Here is a 20,103-nt window from a genome sequence, read left to right as displayed (position 1 = left end):
TCAGGATTCCAAGGACCAGACGGGTGGGGATGCGTGAGGGGGGGGTGGGGAGCACGGTCAGGCGAGCGGGAGCGCCAGACTGTGCAGGTAGCGCATCAGGGTCATCAGCACGTCGCGGCTGGAGCCGCGCAGCCGGGCGTCGCAGTCGATCATCGGGACCTCCTCGGGGAGGTCCAGGGCGCTGCGCAGTGCCTCGACGGGGTGCTTCGGGGCGTCGGGGAAGGTGTTGATGGCGACGACGAACGGTACGCCGCGCTCCTCCAGCCGCCCGATGACGTCGAAGCTGACTTCGAGCCGACGGGTGTCGATGAGGACCACCGCGCCGAGGGCTCCCTCGAACAGTCCGTTCCACAGGAACCAGAAACGTTCCTGGCCGGGTGTCCCGAACAGATAGAGGATCAGCTCCTCGCTGATGGAGATCCGGCCGAAGTCCATGGCGACGGTGGTGGCGGTCTTGCTCTCCACCCCGTAGTTGTCGTCCACGCCGACACCGGCCTGGGTCATGGTCTCTTCGGTGGTCAGCGGTCGGATCTCGCTGACCGATCCGACCATGGTCGTCTTGCCGACCCCGAACCCGCCGACGACCACGACCTTCACCGCGGCGGTCGCCGTGGTGGGAAGGACGTCTTCGCGCCGGGGGCCGGTGATCGTGTCAGAGTTTCTGAAGTCCATGCATCACCGCTTCGAGGAGGGACCTGTCCGGGAGTGTGGCGCGCACGATGGGTGCGCGCGATTCGATGAGTTCGGCGGCGAGGAGCTCGGTGAGGAGCGACGTGACGACACTGAAGGGAAGTCCGAGGTACGCGGAGAGCTCCGCGACGGATAACGGTGCCTGGCACAGGCGCAGGATCACCGCCTGCTCGGGCTGGACCGTCGGCGTCGGCTGTGCCTTCGCGACGATCATCGTGACCAGGTCGAGAGCCGCTCGCTCGCTGCCGTCGGGATCGCCGGTGATCACGTACAGCCGTTCCGGATCGCTCAGGGCGGGATCGGCTTTTCGGCGCTCTCGTCGGGGAGAACTCATCCGGACAGCCCGTCGTGGCGCGGAGGACTCGTCAGATGGGCACCGATCCTGACGACCATGTCGCGCATCCGCGATCCGACGAGGCCGGCGTCGACCGTCTCACCGGCCAGGACCGCGAGGTACGCGCCCGTCCCGGCGGCCATCAGGTAGAAGAAGCCACCGGTGACCTCGATGACGACCAGGCGCATGAGCCCGTCGCTGTAAGGGATTTCGGAGGCGACGGCGGCGGCCAGGCTCTGCAGTCCGGCACAGGCCGCCGCGAGGCGGTCGGCGACATCGGGGTCGCCGCCGTGCTGGGCGATGCGCAGACCGTCGGCGGAGAGCACCACGATCTGGTGGATGTCCGGTACGTCGTCGGCCAGCTGCTTGAGCATCCAGTCCATGTTTCCCCGCTGCTGGATCACTTCAGGTCTCCCCTGTCCCACGCGTCATCGGAGTCTTCGTCGGTCTTCGGGTCCTGCGGCACGCCGTTGACGGCGTTGGTGAATGCCTCCAGCCAGAGTCCGGGCGGCTGCTCCTTGCCGTTGTCGCCGCCCGGTCCGTGGCCGTTGGCATGGCCGTTGCGCCGGCCGGCGGTGGGGTCGACGGGCTGGGCGGGGAGGTTGTGCGAGCCCAGGGGCGCGCGGCCGCGGCTGCGGCGTTGCGGGAGTCCTCCGGCGGTCCACTCGGTCACCACGGGGATCTCGTCCTCCATGGCGGCCGCGGGGAGGACCGGCCTGGTGACGGGGGCCACCGGTCCGGTGGCGGGGCGCTGGGCCACGGGGGTACGGGGCTTGCGGCGGGCCGGCACGACGTGCTTCATGGCCTCCTGGTCGATGTCGCTGGTGGGCCTCGACGTGGCGCCGATGCCGTGGGCGATGCCGGGAGCGGGTCCGGTGGTGATCATGGCGCGGGGCACGATGAGCACGGCGCGGACGCCGCCGTACGCGGACTGCCGCAGGGAGACCTGGAGGTCGTACATCCGGGCGAGGCGTCCGACGACGGCCATGCCGAGTCGCGGGGACTCGCCGAGGTCGTTCATGTTGGAGCCGGCCTGGGCCCTGGCGAGCATGTTCTCGGCCCGCGAGCGGGCCTCCTCGCTGAGCGAGACGCCACCGTCCTCGATCTCGATGGCGATGCCGGTCTGCACCTCGACGGCGGTGACGTGCACCCGGGTCTGCGGGGGCGAGTAGCGGGTGGCGTTGTCGAGGAGCTCGGCGCAGGCGTGGATGAGCGGTTCGACGGCCGTGCCGATGATGGCGACCTTGGCGATCGAGTGCAGATCGACGCGGGGGTACTCCAGGATCCGCGACATGGCGCCGCGCAGCACGCTGAACAGCGGTACGGGCTTGGGCCACTGGCGGCTGGGCCGGGCCCCGCCGAGTACCGCGATGGAGTCGGCGAGGCGGCCGATCAGCGCGGTGCCGTGGTCGATGCGGAGCAGGTCGTCGAAGACGTCGGGGTTGCGCCCGTGGTGCTCCTCCATCTCGCGCAGTTCGCTCGCCTGACGGTGGACGATCGCCTGGACGCGCCGGGCGACGTTGACGAAGGCACGCTGCGCGGAGTCACGCATGGCTTCTTCGTTGTCGATGATGTTGAGCACCGTGTAGACGAGGGTGCGCTGGGCGTCGGGCAGGTCGCGGTACGCCTCGTCCGCGTCCACGACGTCGCGGAGCACCTCCTCGGGCGAATTCCCCACGCGCAGACGGTGGATGGCGGCCGGCAGGAGCACCTTGCTGATCCGCACGGTCTCGTCGTCGTGGGTGGCGATGCGCCGTTCCAGGTCGGCGAAGCGGCGTTCGTACACCGCGCGCTGGGTACGCAGGTCGCGGGCCCTGCGGGCGAGTTGGACGGCGAGTCCGGCGACCACGACGGCGGCGATCACGCCGCACCAGACGACTGGTATCCGCGCGGGCTCGGGGACCAGCGCCGCCGCGGCGGCGGTCGCGCCGCCGATCAGGAGCACGGGCAGCAACACGGCGCGAACGACCGGGGTTTCCCGGTCGGTCGGCGGTGATTCAACACGGACCATCTAAAACCTCTGGCGGTTGATTCGGGAGGTACAGGCGCCTGCAGGACAGTTGGGAACAAGCGCTCGAATTCATATCAACTCGACTTCACTGCGCGTGAGCTTAGTCAGATCGAATCAGGGCTTCGGCACATTCACCCAACCCCCTGCGCGAGCGCTCCGGCGGTAATACACTCACGAGTTTTTGCACGCACCGCCGTCGCGCGTGCGCGGGGAGTGACCATGGCCGACATTGAGTGCCCCGCGCGGCAATTCGTACCGAAGAGCGGGACAGGATCGAAGGGACCAGGTGGGCGAACTACGGCCAATCAACGCGGAGTTGACTACCTGAAGGGCAACAACTCTCACCCTTTCCCCTCACGCACCCTCACTTCGTCCCACATCGAGGGACAGTCGTACATGCAATCGAGAGAGGTCGAAAGGAACATATTCGTGGCCCGGGGAAGGGTGACCTTCCGGGGCGCCGGGGTGACGGCCGGTGCGGGCGGCATCGGGGCGGGGGCCGTCGCGCACCCTCGCACTGCGCGGAACGGCCCCCGGACCGGGGCCGGTTGGACCGCGGACCGGGCCCGTGGCGGGCCGCCGTCCCGGATCATGTCCGGGTACGTCGCGTCACGAGACGCACCGGAACCGACGAGGAACGGACGCACCATGGGGCCGACGCGGAGCTACACCATCGAATCGCTCGACACCGGACTCCGGTTGATGCGGCTGTTCCTCACCCACGACACGCTGACCGTCTCCCGGGCGGCCGAACTGCTCTCCGTGGGCAGGTCCACCGCGCACCGGGTGCTCAGCACCCTGGAGGGGCGGGGCTTCGCGGTCCGGGACTCCTCCGGCCGCGGTTACGCGCCGGGCCCCGAGCTGGTCCGGCTCGGGCTCCCGGCCGGCTTCGGCGCGGCGGTCCGCGAACGGCTCGGCGCCGTGCTGGAGGACGCGGTGCTGCGTACCGGCGAGACGGTGCAGAGCGCGGCGTTGATCGGCGACCGGATCGTCATCACCGACGGCCGCGAGTGCCCGCATCCGGTGCGGGTGATGTCGGGGGTCGGCCGCACCTGCCCCGCCCACACCACGGCGGGCGGCAAGATGCTGCTCTCCCGGATGGCGCCGGAACAGGTCTGCGCCCTCTATCCGCAGGAGGAGCTGCCGGCCACCTCGTCGAACGCCCTCGCCTCGCGTTCCGCGCTGCTCGCCGAGCTCGACGAGGTCCGCGGGCGGGGATACGCGGTCAGCCGCGGGGAATCGGTCCGGGGCGTGTACGCCGTGGCCGTCCTCCTGACCGGGTCGAACTGGCGCGACCGGCTCGCCCTGACCGCCTCGGCCCCCGCCGACCGGGGCGACGACGCGGCGCTCGTCCGCCGTGCCGAGGAACTCCGCCGCTCCGCCGCGCTGCTGGACGGGCCCGGCGCGGGTTCCGAGGCGACACCCCTGCGATGACGCGCCGGTCCCCCGCGCCGCGCGGGCGCGCGGTACCGGGCGTACGCCGGAGCGGGGGCGCCGGCCCCCACCACACGGGCGCGGGCCGGGCCCGGGGTCAGCGGCGGGTGCCGCCGATCCGTCCCTCCAACTGGACGAGCAGCTCGCCGAGCTGGGCGCTGAGCTGGGCGTGGGTGCGCTCGTCGAGGCCGGACAGGACCGTGCGCTCGTACGCCAGTTGCCGGGGCAGCAGCATGTCCACCAGCTCGCGTCCCTCCTCCGTGAGGCGGATGTGGTTGACGCGACGGTCGCGGTCGTCGCCCCGGCGGTCGACGAGGCCGCGCTCCTGGAGGACCCGCAGGCGCTTGGTGACGGCGGCGCCGGAGGAGAACGTCTCCCTGGCCAGCTCGCCGGGGGTCAGTTCGCGGTCGGTGCGGCGCACGGCCCCGAGCAGGTCGAACTCGGCACGGGTCAGTCCGGCGGCGCGCAACGGGGCGTCCTCCGCCTGCTGGAGCAGGGCGGCGCAGCGGTTGATGCGGCCGATGAGTTCCATCGGTCCGGTGTCCAGCTCCGGGTTGACGGCCTGCCACTGCCGTACCACCGAGGCGACGATGTCGTCGGTCACACCGCTCCGTTCTCCGGGGCGGGGGCGAGCAGCCCCTGCCGTGTCGCTGTAGCGGCGAGCGTACGGTGTCCGGCCCGTTCGGCCGCGAGGACCTGCTCCTGGGGCAGGGCGCGCTGCCACCATTCGCCGGCGGCGGTGTCGTCGGCGTCGCGCAGTTCGACGAGCGCCCCGGTCAGTCCGCGGCGGGCGGCGTCCAGGGCCGCGGGGTCGGTGCGCGGCGCGGCCAGCGCGCTCACGGCCCGGGCGCGGGCGAGTTCGGTGGCGGCCAGGGCCTTCTCCAGGCGGCCGCCGGCCCGGCGGTTGGTCACCAGGACGGCGGCGAGCAGGCCCGTACCGGCGCCGATGACGGTGTCCAGGACCCGGTCGCCGATGAGTTCGCCGGCCGGATGGGTGCCGCCGAATTCCAGGACCAGCAGCGCCATCGGGGTGACGGCGACGGAGCCGAGCCAGTAGTTGCGGGTGATCAGGGCCTCCGCCGCGAAGCCGAAGAACAGGCAGAAGCCGATGAGGGCCAGGGGTCCGGTGCGGCTGACCGGGAGGATGGCGGCGAAGACGAGGACGCCGATCAGATTGCCCAGGGTGCGTTGCAGGGCCCGGTTCCAGGACAGCGTCACATTGGCCTGGTAGAGGGAGGCGGCGGTCACGATGGCCCAGTAGGGGCGGCCGACTCCGGCCGCCTGGGAGACGTAGCCGGCCAGGGCGCAGCCGATGAGCGCGCGGACGCCGATGGGCAGCAGCGGGGAGCCGGGTGCGAGACCGCGCAGCAGCGCGCGGCGGGCGTCGCGCCGGCCCGTGCCGCGCCGGGCGGCCCGTTCGGAGTCGATGCCGAACAGTTCGTCCGAGGTTCCCGGGGCGGGCGGCGGGGTGGGGACGGGGCCGCGGGCACGGGTCTGCCGTGCCCAGGTCCGGAGCAGGTCGGGGTCCGGAGCGGGCGCGGCCGGGGAGGCGTCGGGGCGGACGCCGGGGGCGGCTTTGGCGGTCGCCGCCTCGGCGTGGACGACGAGGCGTTCGAGCGCCCGGCGCGTGGGGGTGGGGCGTCCGGCGGCGAGCAGGCACTGCCAGGCCGCGTGCACGGCGGCGGCCGCCGCGTGCCGGGTGCGGGGGCCGGGATCGGCCAGGTGGGTGGCGGCCGCGTCGAGGGCGCGGGCCGTCGCCCGGCGCTCCGGGCCCTCCCGGCGGATGAGCGCGGGGCCGACCGCGACCAGCCAGGCGACCGCCCCGGCGGCCAGGGTCAGTGCGAGGTGGCCCGGCACCTGGCCGAGTCGTTGCGGGGCGAAGAGCGCGGCCGAGGTGACGAACGTGAAGATCACCGGTCCGGGCGGGCCGATGCGGGTGGCGTCGCAGAGCGTCTTCTGCGCGGCCGCGAGGGCGGCCCCCACCGCGATCAGCACGGCGACCGATCCGGTGAGGGAGGCCGCGACCAGCGATATCGCCAGGCCGGTGACCATGGAGACGACGACTCCGGCGACGGCGCGGGCCCGGCGCGCGTAGGGCAGGTTGTGGCCGTACAGGGCGCAGAGCGAACCGGCCATCGTGTACATCACCAGGTCGAGCCGGTCGACGGCGAGCAGCACCAGGTCCGGTACGGCGGTGGCGACGACCACGCTCAGCGCCGGTTTGAACCACATGTCCGAGGGCCGGGCGAGACGCAGCGGGGCCGCCAGCGGGAGTCTGCGGACGGAGGGCTGCCGGGACCAGGTGGTTGCATCACTCACTCAAATACTTTAGCAGGTATTACACCTGTAAAACATTTTCTTCCGGGTCGCCGGTCGACGGGCCCCGGGCCACACTGATCGCAGCACCCACGCACCCGCTCCCCCACCCCGGTCCGGCATCCGTTCGCGGCGCGCGCCGATGCGGGCCCTCTGGAGTCCAGCCGATGTACGAGAGCGATGCCGGACTGCTCGCCCCCGGGCGGGCCGGCTCCCCCGCCGAGACGGCCACCGGCGACAGCGCCTTCCTGCGGGCGATGCTCGACGCCGAGGCCGCGCTCACCCGCGCCCAGTCCGACTGCGGGCTGGCCCCGGCCGGCGCCGGGCAGGCGGTGACCGCGGCGGCGGCCGACATGAGCCGGTTCGACGTGCGGGACCTCGCGCTGCGCGCCCGCGCGGGCGGCGATCCCGTCGTCCCCCTGGCCCTGGACCTGGTGGCGAGGGTGGCCAAGGACTTCCGGCCGTACGTGCACCGGGGCGCGACCAGCCAGGACATCCTCGACACGGCCGCCATGCTGGTCGCCGCGCGCACCCTGGCGCCGGTGCTCGACGACCTGGCGCGCACCGCGGACGCGGTGGCCCGGATCGCCACCGCGCACCGCAACACCCCGATGGCCGGCCGCGCGCTCACCCAGCACGCCGCGCCGATCACCTTCGGGCTGAAGGCGGCCGGCTGGCGCGCGCTGGTCCTCGACGCGCGGGACCGGCTCTCGGCGGTACGGGAGTCGCTGCCCGCCCAGCTGGGCGGCGCGGCGGGAACCCTGGCGTCGTTCGGGGCCTACGCACCCGACGCCGACACCGACGGGATCGATCCGGGGCTGCCGCTGCTCCAGATGTTCGCGAACGAACTCGGTCTGGCCGAACCGCTGCTGCCCTGGCACACCCTGCGCACCCCGATCGCCGACCTGGCGGGCGCGCTGGCCTTCACGGCGGGCGCGCTCGGCAAGACGGCGGCCGATGTGCTGACCCTGTCCCGTACCGAGATCGGCGAGGTCGCCGAGGCGCAGGGCGAGAACCCGTCCGTCCTGGCGCACCGGGCCGATCCGGTGCGCGCCACGCTGATCGCGGCGGCGGCCCGCCGTGCCCCCGGTCTGGCCGCGACCCTGTACGGCTCGCTCACGGCCGAGGACGAGCGGCCGGCCGGGGCCTGGCACGCCGAGTGGGAGCCGCTGCGCGAACTGCTGCGGCTGGTCGGCGGCGCCGCGCGGGACGCCGCCGAACTGACCGGGGGCCTGCGCGTCGTCCCCTACGCCATGCGGGAGAACCTCCAGCTCACCGACGGGCTGATCGTCTCGGAGCGGCTGGCCGCCGCGTTCGCGGAACGGATCGGCCGCAGACGGGCCGCCGAGGTGCTGGCGGGCGCCGCCGTCCGGGCCCGCGCGGAGACCACGGACCTGTCCGACGTCCTCACCGACGTACTCGACGAGGAACCCGAGCTGGCGGGGATCGACCTGGCGGACCTGACCGAGCCCGCCCGGTACACCGGCTGCGCGGGCGCGCTCACCGACCGCGCGCTGGACCGCGGCTGACCGCTCCCCCGAACGCCCTCCACGCCCGGGTCAGACCAGTTCGCCCCCGCGGGCGATGACCCGTCCGGCACGCACCACCAGGGACGGGACCGGGCGGTCCACGACGGCCTCGGGCAGCGAACCGGCGGCGGCGAGGACGAAGTCGGCCGGGTCGCCGGGCTCCAGCCGGGAGGCGGGCAGTCCGAGCAGCGCGGCGCCGCCCTGGGCCACCGCTTCGTAGCAGGCGGCGAGTTCGGCGTCGGTGCGGGCGTCCGTGCGGTAGGCCAGCAGATGGGCGCGGGCCAGCATGTCGCCGTCGCCGAACGGCGACCAGGCGTCGCGCACCCCGTCGGAGCCGACGGCGATCCGCACCCCGTGCGGGGCGAGCCGTGCGGGGTCCAGGACCGGGTCGTCGCCCAGGGCGCAGGTGACCAGGGCGACGCCCGCCTCGGCCAGCCGTGCGGCCATCGCGTCGCGTTCGTCGCCCGCCAGCTCGGCGACGGCGAACGCGTGGCCGATCGTGACGCGTCCGCGCATCCCGGCGGCGACGGTGCGCCGGGCGATCTCGGCGGTCTGGCGCAGGCCGACGGGCCCGCGGTCGTGCAGGTGGATGTCGAGGGGGACGCCCTTGCGACCGGCCAGCGCGAACACGAAGTCCAGCTGGCCCTCCAGGTCGCCGTCGATGCCGACGGGATCGAGGCCGCCCACGATGTCGGCCCCCTCGGACAGGGCCTGTTCCATGAGCTCGGCGGTGCCGGGCTCGCTCAACAGGCCGAGCTGGGGGAAGGCGACGATCTGGACGTCGACGAGGTGCTTGCGGGCGTCGGCCGCGGCGCGCACCCCGTGCACCCCGAGCAGGCCGTGCGCGGGGGCGACGTCCACATGGGCCCGCATGGCGCGGGTGCCCCGGGCGATGGCCCGGTCCATCAGCGCCCCGGCCCGCTCCTCCACCGGGGAGGTGAATTCCGCCCTGGCCCGTACGTCGCCGTCGATCAGGTCGCGGAGCGTCCCGGCGGGCTCCCGGCTGAGCCAGGGCCCGCCCCAGGTGGTCTTGTCGGGGTGGATGTGCGCGTCCACCGGCGCGGGCAGGACGAGGGCGCCCGCGGCGTCCACGGTCGTACAGCCGTCGGGCGTTTCCGCCGGGTCGTACCCGGCGATCCGGCCGTCGGAGACCAGCAGGTCGCGGACGCTTCCGTCGGCGGTGCGGACGGCGGTGAACAGGACGTGGGGAAGGGCGGGGGCGGGTGTCGCCATGGGGCCGGGGTCTCCTTCGGGTGCGGGGCGGTGGGCGAGGGACGTGGCACGGTGCGCGCGGGCAAAAGCGCCGCGAGGATGCGCACGGGCAGGTGCGGGGAGCACGCGGGGCACGGCTGCCGCGGCCCTCGCGGATTCGGGGAAGTCCCGCGGACCCTCGCCAGCATTTGGTATACCAGAAGGCCCGGGTGTCGGTCCGTACCGGTATCCACCCCTCATTGAAACTTCACACACCACGTACGATGACGGAATGAACGAACCCGGCGGGCAGCGGCCCCGGGGAAGGCGGGGCATCGGCGCCCCCGTCGCCCTCGGCTGGCTCTTCATGCTGTTCGCCATGGTCACCTGCTGTTCGATCCCGGCTCCGTCCTCGCACGGCCCCGGCGCCCACAGCACCTCCGTCGCCGTCCGGGCCCTCACCCCGGCGCACGCCGAGCCCGCGCCGTCCGTGGTGGCCGACACCTCCGCGGACCGGGGCATGGGCAGCTCCTGCCACGGCACGGTCGAGCACACGACCCCCGTCGTACTGCCCGGCCAGAGCGCGCCCGCGGCCCTTCCCGGTATCACCGTCGCCGCCCCCGTCGCCCCGCTCACCGGAGCCGCCGCGATCCGCGGCCCCTCCAACGACGCCGTGCGCGCGGTCGACCACCTTCGTCTGCAGGTTCAACGGGTCTAGAGGCAGGCCCCCGTTTTCCGGAGAACCGGAAAGCGGGCTCCCGCATGCCCCGATGCCACCCGTCTTGCCGAACCGAAGGACCCCCATGGCTTCCGCCAAGAACCAGAACGCCTCCGCCGCGCGCCGCGCCAAGCTGGAGGAGGCCCGCCGCAAGGAGCGGGCCCGCGAGCGGCGCAGCCGCATCATCACCATCACCGCGTCCGTCGCCGTGGTTGCCGCGCTCGTCGCGGGCGGCGGATATCTGATGTCCGCGGCCGAGGACCAGGAGAAGGCCGAGGCCGAGGCCAAGTCCTCGCCCGTGAAGGGCGAGCGGACCTGGGACAAGCTCACCCAGAACCACGTGGAGAAGCAGGTCTCCTACCCGATGAACCCGCCGGTCGGCGGCGACCACAACCCGGTCTGGATGAACTGCGACGCCGACGTCTACACCAAGGCCATACCGAAGGAGAACGCCGTGCACTCCCTGGAGCACGGCGCGGTCTGGGTGACGTACACGGACAAGGCGAAGCCCGCCGACGTCGAGAAGCTCAGCACCCGGGTCAAGGCGACGCCCTACTCGCTGATGAGCCCGGTCGAGGACCAGGCCGCACCGATCATGCTCAGCGCCTGGGGCAAGCAGGTCACGGTGGCGAGCGCCACCGACGCGCGCGTCGAGCAGTTCTTCACCAAGTACGTGCAGGGCCCGCAGACCCCGGAGCCGGGCGCGGCCTGCACCGGCGGGGTCGCCGGATGACGCCCGCCCTCCGCTCCGCGCGCCCGATGGTGCTGGCGGGCGGCACGGTGCTGCTGCTCGCGCTGGGCCTGATCGCGCTGATGCTGGTACGGCCGTCCACGTCCGCGGGCTCCGGCCCCGCCGCGACCGCTCCCCCGGACTCCTCGGTCGACGTCGGCTTCGCCCGCGACATGTCGGTCCACCACCAGCAGGCGGTCGAGATGTCGTTCATCGTCCGGGACCGCACCTCCGACGAGGCGGTGCGCCTGCTCGCGTACGACATCATCAACACGCAGGCCAATCAGCGCGGCATGATGCTCGGCTGGCTGGAGGGCTGGGGCCGGGCGAAGTCGTCCGGTGCCGAGCCGATGGCCTGGATGGGGCACTCCTTCACCCCCAGGGGCGACGGTTCGCTGATGCCCGGCATGGCGACCGACGGCGAACTGGACGAGCTGCGGGCGGCGAAGGGGAAGAAGGCCGAGGTGCTGTTCCTGAAGCTGATGACCGTGCACCACCGGGCGGGCGCGGAGATGGCCCGGGCCGCAGCCGCCTCGGCGGACACCGAACTGATCAGGAACCTGGCGGCGGGCATGGTCCGGGGCCAGCAGTCGGAGATCGGGCTCATGGCGGACATGCTCGAAAAGCGCGGCGCGAAGCCCTGACCCGGTACCGGTGCGCGGTACCCGGTCGCAGGGTGCCTGACCCGGTTCCACCGGCGGCCCGTCCGGCGGGGGTTCCTCCCCCGTGGACGGGCCGCTCCCGTGCGGCGGCCGGATGCCGGGAACGGAGGTTCGCACAGGGGATCGCATAGGCTCGTCCCCGAGATGAAGAGCAACCTCGCACCGCTGGGGCCCAAGGCCGACAAGGACACCGTGCGCCGCAGCAACCTCAGTCTGGTGCTGCGCGCCGTCCGCGAGGAGGGGGCGGGCGGGGCGACCAGGGCCGGGGTCGCCGCGCGAGTGGGGCTGACCCGGGCGGCGGTGTCCTCGCTCGTGGAACAGCTGCTCGGCATCGGCCTGCTCACCGAGTCCGGCAAGACCTTCAGCGGGCAGGCGGGGCGGCCCGGCACCACGCTCGAAGTGGCGCGCTCCGGGCCCGCCGGCCTCGGCGTGGAGATCAACATCGACTACGTGTCGGTGTGCGTCGTCGACTTGGCGGGCACCGACCGGGTACGGCTCACCGAACACCTCGACAACCGCGGCGCTCCTCCCGCACAGGTCCTGGCACGGGCCGCCGGCATCGCGGCGCGCACCCTGGAGTCGGCGCGCGAGCAGCGGCTCCGCCCGGTCGCGGCGGCGTTGGCGCTGCCCGGTCTGGTGTCCGGCGGCACGGTGCGCCAGGCCCCCAATCTGGGCTGGAACCGGGTGCCGGCCGAGGAGTTGTTCGCCGCCGCGTTCGCCGCCGCGCGCCCGGGGCACGAGGCGCTTGCGGTGCGTTCGGAGAACGAGGCCAATCTGGCGGCGCTCGCCGAGCTGTGGTTCGGCGGGCTCGACCCGGTCCGCAGCTTCCTCCATCTGACGGGCGAGACCGGTGTCGGTGGCGCGCTGGTCGTCAACGGCGAACTGCTGCGCGGGGCGCACGGTTTCGCCGGGGAGATCGGGCACGTGGTGGTGGAGGCGGAGGGGCCGCGGTGCCGGTGCGGCTCGCGCGGCTGTCTGGAGCAGTACGCCGGTCAGGCCGCGCTCCTGCGGGCGGCCGGCATCGAGGAGTCCGGCGGCGGCGCGGTGGCCGAACTGGAGCGGCGCGCCCGGTCCGGGGACGAGCCGACGGTGGCCGCCCTCGCGCGGGCGGGCCGGATGCTGGGGCGGGTGCTGTCCGGAGCGGTGAACCTGCTCGACCCGGAGGCGGTGGTGCTCGGCGGGATCTACCGGAACCTGATGCCGTGGCTGTCGCCGGCCGTCGACGCGGAGCTGACCGACCGGGTGGTGTCGGGGCTCTGGTCCCCGGGGAACGGCCGGCTGCGCGCCTCGTCCGCCGCCGGCGACGCGGCCCGGGGCGCCGCGGCACTGGTGATGACCGAGGTGCTGGCCGACCCGGTGGCGTACGCGGGCCACGCGGCGGACCGGCCCGCACGGCCCGGCGGACCGGCCCGCTGACGTACGGGGACCGGTCCTCCGCCGTACGGGGGCCGGCCCCGCCGACGCCCCCGGGGCGTGGGATCAGCGCACGCCGAGCAGGTGGTCCATCGCCAGCTGGTCCAGGACCTCGAACGCCATGCCCCGTTCCGCCGCCGCCGTGACGTCGAACTCCTCGTACGCCGACCGGTCGGCCAGCAGTCCGGCCACGCCGTCCTCGGCGGTGGGGCGGGCCAGTTCGTCGAGCCGGGAGGCGCGCAGCGCCTCCCGCACGGCGGGGTCGGCGCGGAAGGCCGCGGCGCGCTCCTTGAGGATCAGGTAGTTGCGCATGCAGCCGGCGGCCGAGGCCCGTACGCCGTCGTGGTCCTCGGTGCGCGGCGGCTTGAAGTCGAAGTGCCGCGGGCCCGTGTAACCGGCCGTCTCCAGCAGGTCCACGAGCCAGAATGCCTGGCGCAGGTCACCGGCGCCGAAGCGCAGGTCCTGGTCGTACTTGATGCCCGACTGGCCGTTCAGGTCGATGTGGAAGAGCTTGCCCGCCCACAGCGCCTGCGCGATGCCGTGCGGGAAGTTCAGCCCGGCCATCTGCTCGTGCCCGGTCTCGGGGTTGACGCCGACCAGCTCCGGGCGTTCCAGGCGCTCGATGAAGGCGAGGGCGTGGCCGATGGTCGGCAGCAGGATGTCGCCGCGCGGCTCGTTCGGCTTGGGCTCGATGGCGAACCTCAGGTCGTAGCCCTGCTCGGTCACGTAGTCGCCCAGCAGGTCGAACGCCTCCTTCATCCGGTCGAGGGCGACCCGGACGTCCTTGGCGGCCCCGGACTCGGAGCCCTCGCGTCCGCCCCAGGCCACATAGGTGGTGGCGCCCAGCTCGACGGCGAGGTCGATGTTGCGCAGGGTCTTGCGCAACGCGTAGCGGCGTACGTCGCGGTCGTTGGCGGTGAAGGCGCCGTCCTTGAACACCGGGTGCGTGAAGAGGTTGGTCGTCGCCATGGGGACGACGAGACCGGCCGCGTCCAGGGCCTGCCGGAACCGCTTCACGATCCCCTCGCGCTCGGTGTCCGTCGCGCCGAACGGGATCAGGTCGTCGTCGTGGAAGGTCACACCGTACGCGCCCAGCTCGGCGAGCCACCGCACGGTGTCGACCGGGTCGGCCGCCGCGCGGGTCGCGTCGCCGAACGGGTCGCGTCCCTGCCAACCGACCGTCCAGAGCCCGAAGGTGAACCTGTCCTCGGGGGTGGGCGTGAAGCGTTCCGTCATCGTCTGCCGCCTTCGGTACGGGCCGGGTCCGGGGCCGTCGCACGCGACGGTGCACGGTTGCGCGCAGCCCTGCGGCTCCACACGGCTCCATGCGGCCGAACCCTATTTGTTCAGTGTCATGACTAATCATGCACGGCCACCCCGGAACACGTAACCCCGCGCCGTCGGCCACGAAGTCCGGTACTCTGCCGAACCGGTCCCGGAACGGCATCGCCGAGGAGCGGCGCCACCACTGTGCGGGGCGGACCCGATCACGTAATTTGTTTTGCGCACGACCAAATGTGCCGACCCACGACAGAGGAATGAGGGCGCCATGCCGCCGCGCACCGTCGTCATCGGTGTGGACAGCTCCACCCAGTCCACCAAGGCGGCCTTCGTCGACGCCGGGAGCGGCCGGCTGCTGGCCGTCGGCCGCGCACCGCACCGCGTCGACGGGGAGGCGGGGGCCCGGGAGAGCGACCCGGAGGGGTGGTGGCGGGCGCTGTGCGACGCCGTCGCCGCCGGGCTGGCGGAGTCGGGGGCCGCGGGATCCGAGGTGGCCGGCATCGCGGTCGCCGGTCAGCAGCACGGGCTGGTCGTTCTCGACCGCTCGGGCCGCCCGTTGCGTCCCGCGATGCTGTGGAACGACACCCGGTCCGCCACGCAGGCCGCCGCGCTCACCTCGGCGCTGGGCGGCCCGGCCGCCTGGACCGCCCGGACCGGATCGGTGCCGGTGGCCTCCGTCACCGCGTCGAAGTGGCAGTGGCTGCGGGAGAACGAGCCGGCGCACGCCGCCGCTGCCGCCGCCGTGCGCCTTCCCCACGACTTCCTGACCGAGCGCCTCGCGGGCGTCGCCGTCACCGACCCCGGCGACGCCTCGGGCTCCGGCTGGTACTCCACCGCGACCGGCACCTACGATCCCGAGGTCCTCGAACTCCTGGGCCTGGACTCCGCGTTGCTGCCGGAGCCGGCCGACTCCGGGGCGACCCGCGTCGGTTCGCTGACCGCGCGGGCGGCCGAGGCGCTGGGCCTGCCCGCCGGGATCGCCGTGGCGGCGGGGACCGGGGACAACATGAGCGCCGCGGTCGGGCTCGGGCTGGGCGGCGCCGGGCTGCTCGACCATCCGGTCCTCAGTCTCGGCACCTCGGGCACGGTCTTCGCCGCCTCCCGGGCCCGGCCCGCCTCACCGGCCCTCTCCGGCTTCGCCGGGACGGACGGCACGTACCTTCCGCTGGCCTGCACCCTCAACTGCACGCTCGCCGTGGACAAGGTGGCCGCGCTGCTCGGTCTGGACCGCGACGACGCGGCACCCGGCGGCGACGCGGTGCTCCTGCCCTATCTCGACGGTGAGCGCACCCCCGATCTGCCCACCGCCGCCGGCCTGCTCACCGGGCTCCGGCACGACACCACGTCCCGGCAACTGCTCGGCGCCGCCTACGAGGGCGCCGTCTTCACCGTGCTGCGCGCCCTGGACGAACTGCTGCGGGCCTGCGGTCTCGACCCGGCCGCCCCCGAGGTGGCCACCCGGCCGCTGCGCCTGATCGGCGGCGGGGCCCGGGGGCGCACCTGGGTGGAGACGGTGCGGCGGCTGTCCGGGCGGCCGGTGATCGTGCCGGGCGGCGGCGAACTGGTGGCGACCGGTGCCGCGGCGCTGGCGGCGTCGGCGGCCGGTGGTGCGGATCCGGTCACGATCGCCACCGGCTGGGGCACCGGCGAGGACGTCCGACTGCCCGCCGTCCCGCGGGACTCGGCCACCTGGGACCGGATCGGTTCGGTACTGGAACGGGCCGCGACCCCCTTGCTGGGCGGTCGCTGACCCCACGTCTCCCGGATTCCCCGCCCGTCTCGCGCGTCCCGCCTCCGGGCGCCCGTGCGCCCTCTCGCGCGCCGCGTCGTACGCCCCGCGAGCAGGGCTGACCGGCCGTCACTCCGGCCCGGCCGGTACCCGTCGGTGATCCCCCCTCGCCCCCGGGACCGGTTTGGGGAAGCGAAGCGGTCTTCACTAGTATCCGGCGATGATCATAAGAAAAAGGCTGACGGCCGGGGTGGGCATCCTGCTCGCGACCCTGACCGCCGGGCTCGGTTCGGCGATTCCCGCCGCTGCCGACGAAGCCCCCGCCAAAGCCTCCCCCAAGGTCGAGCTGGTGCTCGACGTCAGCGGTTCCATGAGGACCCGCGACATCGACGGCCAGTCCCGGATGGCCGCGGCGAAGCAGGCGTTCAACGAGGTCCTGGACGCGGTTCCCGAGCAGGTGCAGCTCGGCATCCGGACGCTCGGCGCCGACTACCCGGGCGACGACCGGAAGGTGGGCTGCAAGGACACCAGGCAGCTCTACCCGGTCGGTCCGCTGGACCGCACCGAGGCGAAGACGGCCGTCGCCACCCTCGCCCCGACCGGCTGGACCCCGATCGGTCCGGCCCTGCTGGGTGCCGCCGACGACCTGGAGGGCGGCGAATCCACCCGCCGGATCGTCCTGATCAGCGACGGCGAGGACACCTGCGGCCCGCTCGACCCGTGCGAGGTGGCCCGGGACATCGCGGCCCGCGGCATCCATCTCGTCATCGACACCCTGGGCCTGGTGCCGAACGCGAAGATCCGCGAGCAGCTGACCTGCATCGCCGAGGCCACCGGCGGCACCTACACCGCCGTCCAGCACACCGACGAACTCTCCGGCCGCGTCAAGCAGTTGGTGGACCGGGCCGCCGAGCCCGTCGTCACACCGGTGGCCACCGAGGGCACCGACCGGTGCTCCACCGCGCCGCAGCTCAAGCCCGGTCTGTACACCGACCGCCAGAAGTTCGGCCAGCACCGCTGGTACCGGGTGGACGTGCTGCCGGGCCAGGAACTGCGCGCCTCGGTCAGCGTCTTCGCCGACCGGGCCGTGAACAACGACTACGGCGTGCTGCTGCGGGCGCTGACCGTGCACGGCCGGGAGATCGTGCGGGGTTCGGAGTCGGGCACCGGCCGCACCGACGCGATCTCCTCCGGCCTGCGCTATCCGAAGGCCGGTTCGGCCGAGACGGACAGCGACGACAAGCCGGCCGCCGAGACCGTGTGCCTCCAGCTCGGCAACTCCTTCTCGGCACCGGCCTCGGTGAAGACCTCGCCGGGCATGCCGGTCGAGCTGACCGTGGACCTGGTGGACGCCCCGGACGACGCGGCCGACGTGGCCGCCTTCGGCCTCGGCCGCGGCTGGTGGCTGCTGGGCGTACTGGTCCTCACCGGACTGGTCGTGGGCCTGGTGTTCGGCTGGATCTCGCGCTGGCGCATCGCCGTCTGGAGGACCAACTGATGAAGCGGACGACACGTGCGTTCACGGCCGCGCTGCTGACCGGGCTCGCCCTGCTGACCCCGGCGGGTGCCGCGCTGGCCGACGACCCGTCGGCGAGCCCGAGCCCGAGCGCCTCCGACGAATCGGCCGGCCCCACCGAGGCGGGCACCACCTTCCGTACGGCGACGGCGATCCAGCAGGGCCGGACCGCCACCGCCGAGGCGTCCACGGGTGACTACCTGTACTGGGTCTTCCCCGCCGACGCGGGCCAGCGGGCCACCGTCAAGGCGAAGATCACCCTGCCCGAGAGCACCACCCGGCACGGTGCCTCGACGTGGCAGGTCGACGTGTACGACGGGCTGCGGCGCCGTCAGGCGTGCATGTACGGCCGCCAGACCGGGAAGGCGGCGGCCGACGCGTCGACGGTCGAGCTGGCCTGCGTCCTGCGGACCGTCCGCGCCTGGGCCGAGCCGTGGGCCGACGACCCGCTGCCGGGCAGCTACTACGTACGCCTCACGGTCGTCGGACTGCCCCCGTCCGACCTGGGTCTGCCGGTACGGACCGAGGTCGAGGTCACCTCGGTCGACAAGGGGGGTGCCGGTGACGTGGACGGCACGCTCTCCGAGCCGCTGGTGCCCGGCGTGTCCTCCGTCGCGCAGGCGTCCGACGACTCGGCCGCCGGTGACGACGGCGCGTCGGACGAGGCGTCGGCCGGCAACGGGCCCGAGGACGGCTGGTCCTCCGGCTGGTGGACCGACCGCTGGCTGTGGACGGTGGGCGGCGGCATCCTCGGGTCGCTCGCGGCGGTCTTCGGATACTCCCTCACCCGTGGCGCCGGCCGCCCGTCCAGGGTTCCGCCGGGCGCCTGACCCGCGCCCCCGCACGGCGTTCCCGACCCGGTGGACGGGCCCGGCCCCGCAGGGCCCGTCCACCGGGAACGGATCGCCGTCCCCTCACCCCCTCCCGCTTCCTCTCCTTCTCCCTCCCCGTTCGCGAGCCCATCCGCCCACGGGTGCCCCGGCCCGGCTACTCTCGTCAACTCACGTACCGCACAGGGCCGATGACATGTGCCACCGGTACGGGAGCCCTGAAGTCAGGTCGCTGCGCACCCCTGGGGTGCGCCACAAGGGAGCGGAGACCTTCATGTCCACGGAGACCGGCCCGGCCATCGACGCCGAGCCGCGGAACCACACGATCGTGCCGGGCCCGAAGGGGCTGCCGTTCCTCGGGAGCATGCCGCAGTTCGCGAAGAACCCCCTCGCCTTCTTCGAGCGGCTGCGCGGCCACGGGGACATGGTCGGCTGGCGGTTCGGCGCCAACCCGTGCGTGTACATAGCCGATCCGGACTGCATCGGCGAACTGCTCACCGAGACGGAACGCACCTTCGACCAGCCCGCGCTGGGCATCGCCTTCCGCACCGTGATGGGCAACGGCGTGGTGGTCGCCCGCGGCACCGACTGGCGGCGGAAACGGTCCCTGGTACAGCCCTCGGTACGCCCCAAGCAGGTGCGGTCGTACGCGGCAACAATGGCGGGCAGCACGGTGGAGCTGGCCGACACCTGGTCGGACGGCCGACGCGTCGACGTCAAGCGGGAGATGGCCGCCCTGACGCAACGGATCGCCGTCCGCACGATCTTCGGCGTGGACACCCCGGCCGACACCGAGGCCATGGGCCGGGCGATGGACGTGGCGCAGCAGGAGATCGGCAAGGAGTTCGCCGGGATCGGCGCACTGCTGCCGGACTGGGTTCCGACACCGGGCCGGGCCCGGATCAAGAAGGCCGCGGCGGTCATCGACGCCGAGGTGGCCCGGGTCGTCGCCCGCCACCGCGACGGCGGGGACGAGCGCCCCGACCTGCTGAGCCGGCTGCTGACCGCGATCGACGAGACGGGCGCGCACCTCACGGACCAGGAGATCCGGGACGAGACGGTCACCCTGTACATCGGCGGGCACGAGACGACCAGTTCCACGCTGGTGTGGGCCTGGTACCTGCTGTCCCGCAACCCGCGGGCGCGCGCCGCGCTCACCGAGGAGCTGGACCGGGTCCTCGGCGACCGGGAGCCGGAATTCGACGACTACGCCCGGCTGACGTACACCCAGTCCGTGGTCAAGGAGACGCTGCGGCTCTACCCGACGATCTGGCTGGTCACCGGCGTGGCCAAGGAGGGGGCGCGAATCGGCGGCGTCCCGATGCCGCGGGGCACCCGGGTGTGGAGCAGCCAGTGGGTGACGCACCGCGACGCGCGGTGGTTCCCCGAGCCGGAGGAGTTCCGCCCCGAGCGCTGGGACCCCGAGGAGGGCGACGACATCGCGGAGTACGCCTGGTTCCCCTTCGGCGGCGGCCCCCGGGTCTGCCTGGGGACCCGGTTCGCGATGGTCGAGGCGGTGCTGATCCTGGCCGTACTGGCCCGCCGCTTCGAACTGGACGTGGACCCGGGCACCATCGATCCCGTACCGAGTCTGACCCTGCAGCCGGACCGGGAGGTGCTGGCGACGCTCCGGGCACGGTGACGGGCGCAGGGCGGCCCGCGGGGCTCGTGGGGCTCGTGACCAGGCCCCACGGAGTCGTCCGGGCGCCGCCCACGCAT

Annotated in this window: 18 protein-coding genes; 10 read left to right on the top strand and 8 right to left on the bottom strand. The window is 73.5% G+C overall.

Features of this window, described 5'->3' with window-relative positions; translation table 11 throughout:
* Nucleotides 1-57: 57 nt before the first annotated feature.
* From ACFYW1_RS23535 to ACFYW1_RS23520, 4 genes are read right to left on the bottom strand one after another with little or no spacing between them, the layout of a single operon-like run.
* Nucleotides 58-672, bottom strand: a complete 615-nt coding sequence (locus ACFYW1_RS23535; RefSeq protein ID WP_148832526.1) for an ATP/GTP-binding protein — start codon at nucleotides 670-672, stop codon at nucleotides 58-60.
* Complete coding sequence (locus ACFYW1_RS23530; protein WP_148832528.1) at nucleotides 653-1,024, bottom strand: DUF742 domain-containing protein; 372 nt, start codon at nucleotides 1,022-1,024, stop codon at nucleotides 653-655. Before ACFYW1_RS23530 ends, ACFYW1_RS23535 begins: the two co-directional genes overlap by 20 nt.
* The gene (locus ACFYW1_RS23525) at nucleotides 1,021-1,428 is read right to left on the bottom strand and encodes a roadblock/LC7 domain-containing protein (protein WP_148832530.1); all 408 of its coding nucleotides are present in this window, start codon (nucleotides 1,426-1,428) and stop codon (nucleotides 1,021-1,023) included. Before ACFYW1_RS23525 ends, ACFYW1_RS23530 begins: the two co-directional genes overlap by 4 nt.
* The gene (locus ACFYW1_RS23520) at nucleotides 1,425-3,035 is read right to left on the bottom strand and encodes a sensor histidine kinase (protein WP_388996445.1); all 1,611 of its coding nucleotides are present in this window, start codon (nucleotides 3,033-3,035) and stop codon (nucleotides 1,425-1,427) included. Before ACFYW1_RS23520 ends, ACFYW1_RS23525 begins: the two co-directional genes overlap by 4 nt.
* Nucleotides 3,036-3,683: 648 nt before the next feature.
* Here ACFYW1_RS23520 and ACFYW1_RS23515 point away from each other — a divergent pair.
* Nucleotides 3,684-4,469 carry an IclR family transcriptional regulator gene (locus ACFYW1_RS23515; protein ID WP_388996442.1) on the top strand — a complete coding sequence of 262 codons (786 nt, stop codon included), beginning with the start codon at nucleotides 3,684-3,686 and terminating at the stop codon, nucleotides 4,467-4,469.
* A 97-nt stretch (nucleotides 4,470-4,566) separates the two neighbouring features.
* Here ACFYW1_RS23515 and ACFYW1_RS23510 read toward each other — a convergent pair whose 3' ends face one another.
* Both ACFYW1_RS23510 and ACFYW1_RS23505 read right to left on the bottom strand, forming a co-directional pair.
* Nucleotides 4,567-5,073, bottom strand: coding sequence for a MarR family winged helix-turn-helix transcriptional regulator (locus tag ACFYW1_RS23510; RefSeq protein ID WP_388996439.1), 507 nt, complete (start codon nucleotides 5,071-5,073; stop codon nucleotides 4,567-4,569).
* A complete protein-coding gene (locus ACFYW1_RS23505) occupies nucleotides 5,070-6,701 on the bottom strand; it encodes an FUSC family protein (RefSeq protein ID WP_388996633.1) in 1,632 nt (543 codons plus the stop codon). The genes ACFYW1_RS23510 and ACFYW1_RS23505 overlap by 4 nt, the downstream gene beginning before the upstream one ends.
* A 251-nt stretch (nucleotides 6,702-6,952) precedes the next feature.
* On the opposite strand from ACFYW1_RS23505, the gene pcaB reads away from it, so the two are divergent.
* Nucleotides 6,953-8,314 (top strand): 3-carboxy-cis,cis-muconate cycloisomerase, encoded by a 1,362-nt coding sequence (pcaB, locus tag ACFYW1_RS23500; RefSeq protein WP_388996436.1) that lies wholly within the window; start codon nucleotides 6,953-6,955, stop codon nucleotides 8,312-8,314.
* A 30-nt stretch (nucleotides 8,315-8,344) separates the two neighbouring features.
* Here the strand turns inward: pcaB and ACFYW1_RS23495 are convergent, their stop codons facing one another.
* The gene (locus ACFYW1_RS23495) at nucleotides 8,345-9,547 is read right to left on the bottom strand and encodes an amidohydrolase (protein WP_388996433.1); all 1,203 of its coding nucleotides are present in this window, start codon (nucleotides 9,545-9,547) and stop codon (nucleotides 8,345-8,347) included.
* 250 nt (nucleotides 9,548-9,797) lie between these two features.
* Here ACFYW1_RS23495 and ACFYW1_RS23490 point away from each other — a divergent pair, with 250 nt between their 5' ends.
* The 4 genes from ACFYW1_RS23490 to ACFYW1_RS23475 all read left to right on the top strand — a co-directional run bounded on the left by ACFYW1_RS23490 (nucleotide 9,798) and on the right by ACFYW1_RS23475 (nucleotide 13,031).
* The gene (locus tag ACFYW1_RS23490; RefSeq protein ID WP_388996430.1) at nucleotides 9,798-10,223 is read left to right on the top strand and encodes a hypothetical protein; all 426 of its coding nucleotides are present in this window, start codon (nucleotides 9,798-9,800) and stop codon (nucleotides 10,221-10,223) included.
* 85 nt (nucleotides 10,224-10,308) lie between these two features.
* A complete protein-coding gene (locus ACFYW1_RS23485) occupies nucleotides 10,309-10,956 on the top strand; it encodes a DUF3105 domain-containing protein (protein ID WP_388996427.1) in 648 nt (215 codons plus the stop codon).
* Nucleotides 10,953-11,597, top strand: coding sequence for a DUF305 domain-containing protein (locus ACFYW1_RS23480; RefSeq protein WP_388996424.1), 645 nt, complete (start codon nucleotides 10,953-10,955; stop codon nucleotides 11,595-11,597). The genes ACFYW1_RS23485 and ACFYW1_RS23480 overlap by 4 nt, the downstream gene beginning before the upstream one ends.
* 162 nt (nucleotides 11,598-11,759) lie before the next feature.
* Nucleotides 11,760-13,031 (top strand): ROK family protein, encoded by a 1,272-nt coding sequence (locus ACFYW1_RS23475; protein WP_388996421.1) that lies wholly within the window; start codon nucleotides 11,760-11,762, stop codon nucleotides 13,029-13,031.
* 63 nt (nucleotides 13,032-13,094) lie between these two features.
* On the opposite strand, the gene xylA is transcribed toward ACFYW1_RS23475, so the two are convergent.
* A complete protein-coding gene (gene xylA / locus ACFYW1_RS23470) occupies nucleotides 13,095-14,264 on the bottom strand; it encodes a xylose isomerase (protein ID WP_388996418.1) in 1,170 nt (389 codons plus the stop codon).
* A 313-nt stretch (nucleotides 14,265-14,577) separates the two neighbouring features.
* Here xylA and xylB point away from each other — a divergent pair, with 313 nt between their 5' ends.
* The 4 genes from xylB to ACFYW1_RS23450 all read left to right on the top strand — a co-directional run bounded on the left by xylB (nucleotide 14,578) and on the right by ACFYW1_RS23450 (nucleotide 20,026).
* Nucleotides 14,578-16,059, top strand: coding sequence for a xylulokinase (gene xylB / locus ACFYW1_RS23465; RefSeq protein ID WP_388996415.1), 1,482 nt, complete (start codon nucleotides 14,578-14,580; stop codon nucleotides 16,057-16,059).
* Between the two features lie 199 nt (nucleotides 16,060-16,258).
* Nucleotides 16,259-17,536: a VWA domain-containing protein gene (locus tag ACFYW1_RS23460; RefSeq protein WP_388996412.1), complete on the top strand. Its 1,278-nt coding sequence runs from the start codon at nucleotides 16,259-16,261 to the stop codon at nucleotides 17,534-17,536.
* On the top strand, nucleotides 17,536-18,384 hold the full coding sequence (locus ACFYW1_RS23455; protein ID WP_388996409.1) for a hypothetical protein: 849 nt from the start codon (nucleotides 17,536-17,538) through the stop codon (nucleotides 18,382-18,384). The genes ACFYW1_RS23460 and ACFYW1_RS23455 overlap by 1 nt, the downstream gene beginning before the upstream one ends.
* Before the next feature lie 274 nt (nucleotides 18,385-18,658).
* Entirely contained in the window at nucleotides 18,659-20,026 is a 1,368-nt protein-coding gene (locus tag ACFYW1_RS23450; protein WP_388996406.1) for a cytochrome P450, read from the top strand.
* Nucleotides 20,027-20,103 lie beyond the last annotated feature (77 nt).

It is taken from the genome of Streptomyces sp. NPDC002669 (assembly GCF_042889165.1).
Lineage (GTDB): Bacteria > Actinomycetota > Actinomycetes > Streptomycetales > Streptomycetaceae > Streptomyces.
This window is presented reverse-complemented; position numbering and strand designations above follow the sequence as displayed.

What these genes read in the sequence shown, in the direction of transcription:
- ACFYW1_RS23490 (WP_388996430.1), top strand. Translation starts at nt 9,798, where the DNA reads ATGAACGAACCCGGCGGGCAGCGGCCCCGGGGAAGGCGGGGCATCGGC.
- ACFYW1_RS23475 (WP_388996421.1), top strand. Translation starts at nt 11,760, where the DNA reads ATGAAGAGCAACCTCGCACCGCTGGGGCCCAAGGCCGACAAGGACACC.
- xylA (WP_388996418.1), bottom strand. Translation starts at nt 14,264, where the DNA reads ATGACGGAACGCTTCACGCCCACCCCCGAGGACAGGTTCACCTTCGGG.
- ACFYW1_RS23505 (WP_388996633.1), bottom strand. Translation starts at nt 6,701, where the DNA reads ATGTGGTTCAAACCGGCGCTGAGCGTGGTCGTCGCCACCGCCGTACCG.
- ACFYW1_RS23520 (WP_388996445.1), bottom strand. Translation starts at nt 3,035, where the DNA reads ATGGTCCGTGTTGAATCACCGCCGACCGACCGGGAAACCCCGGTCGTT.
- ACFYW1_RS23460 (WP_388996412.1), top strand. Translation starts at nt 16,259, where the DNA reads ATGATCATAAGAAAAAGGCTGACGGCCGGGGTGGGCATCCTGCTCGCG.
- ACFYW1_RS23450 (WP_388996406.1), top strand. Translation starts at nt 18,659, where the DNA reads ATGTCCACGGAGACCGGCCCGGCCATCGACGCCGAGCCGCGGAACCAC.
- ACFYW1_RS23455 (WP_388996409.1), top strand. Translation starts at nt 17,536, where the DNA reads ATGAAGCGGACGACACGTGCGTTCACGGCCGCGCTGCTGACCGGGCTC.
- ACFYW1_RS23485 (WP_388996427.1), top strand. Translation starts at nt 10,309, where the DNA reads ATGGCTTCCGCCAAGAACCAGAACGCCTCCGCCGCGCGCCGCGCCAAG.
- ACFYW1_RS23530 (WP_148832528.1), bottom strand. Translation starts at nt 1,024, where the DNA reads ATGAGTTCTCCCCGACGAGAGCGCCGAAAAGCCGATCCCGCCCTGAGC.
- xylB (WP_388996415.1), top strand. Translation starts at nt 14,578, where the DNA reads ATGCCGCCGCGCACCGTCGTCATCGGTGTGGACAGCTCCACCCAGTCC.
- pcaB (WP_388996436.1), top strand. Translation starts at nt 6,953, where the DNA reads ATGTACGAGAGCGATGCCGGACTGCTCGCCCCCGGGCGGGCCGGCTCC.
- ACFYW1_RS23495 (WP_388996433.1), bottom strand. Translation starts at nt 9,547, where the DNA reads ATGGCGACACCCGCCCCCGCCCTTCCCCACGTCCTGTTCACCGCCGTC.
- ACFYW1_RS23480 (WP_388996424.1), top strand. Translation starts at nt 10,953, where the DNA reads ATGACGCCCGCCCTCCGCTCCGCGCGCCCGATGGTGCTGGCGGGCGGC.
- ACFYW1_RS23515 (WP_388996442.1), top strand. Translation starts at nt 3,684, where the DNA reads ATGGGGCCGACGCGGAGCTACACCATCGAATCGCTCGACACCGGACTC.
- ACFYW1_RS23535 (WP_148832526.1), bottom strand. Translation starts at nt 672, where the DNA reads ATGGACTTCAGAAACTCTGACACGATCACCGGCCCCCGGCGCGAAGAC.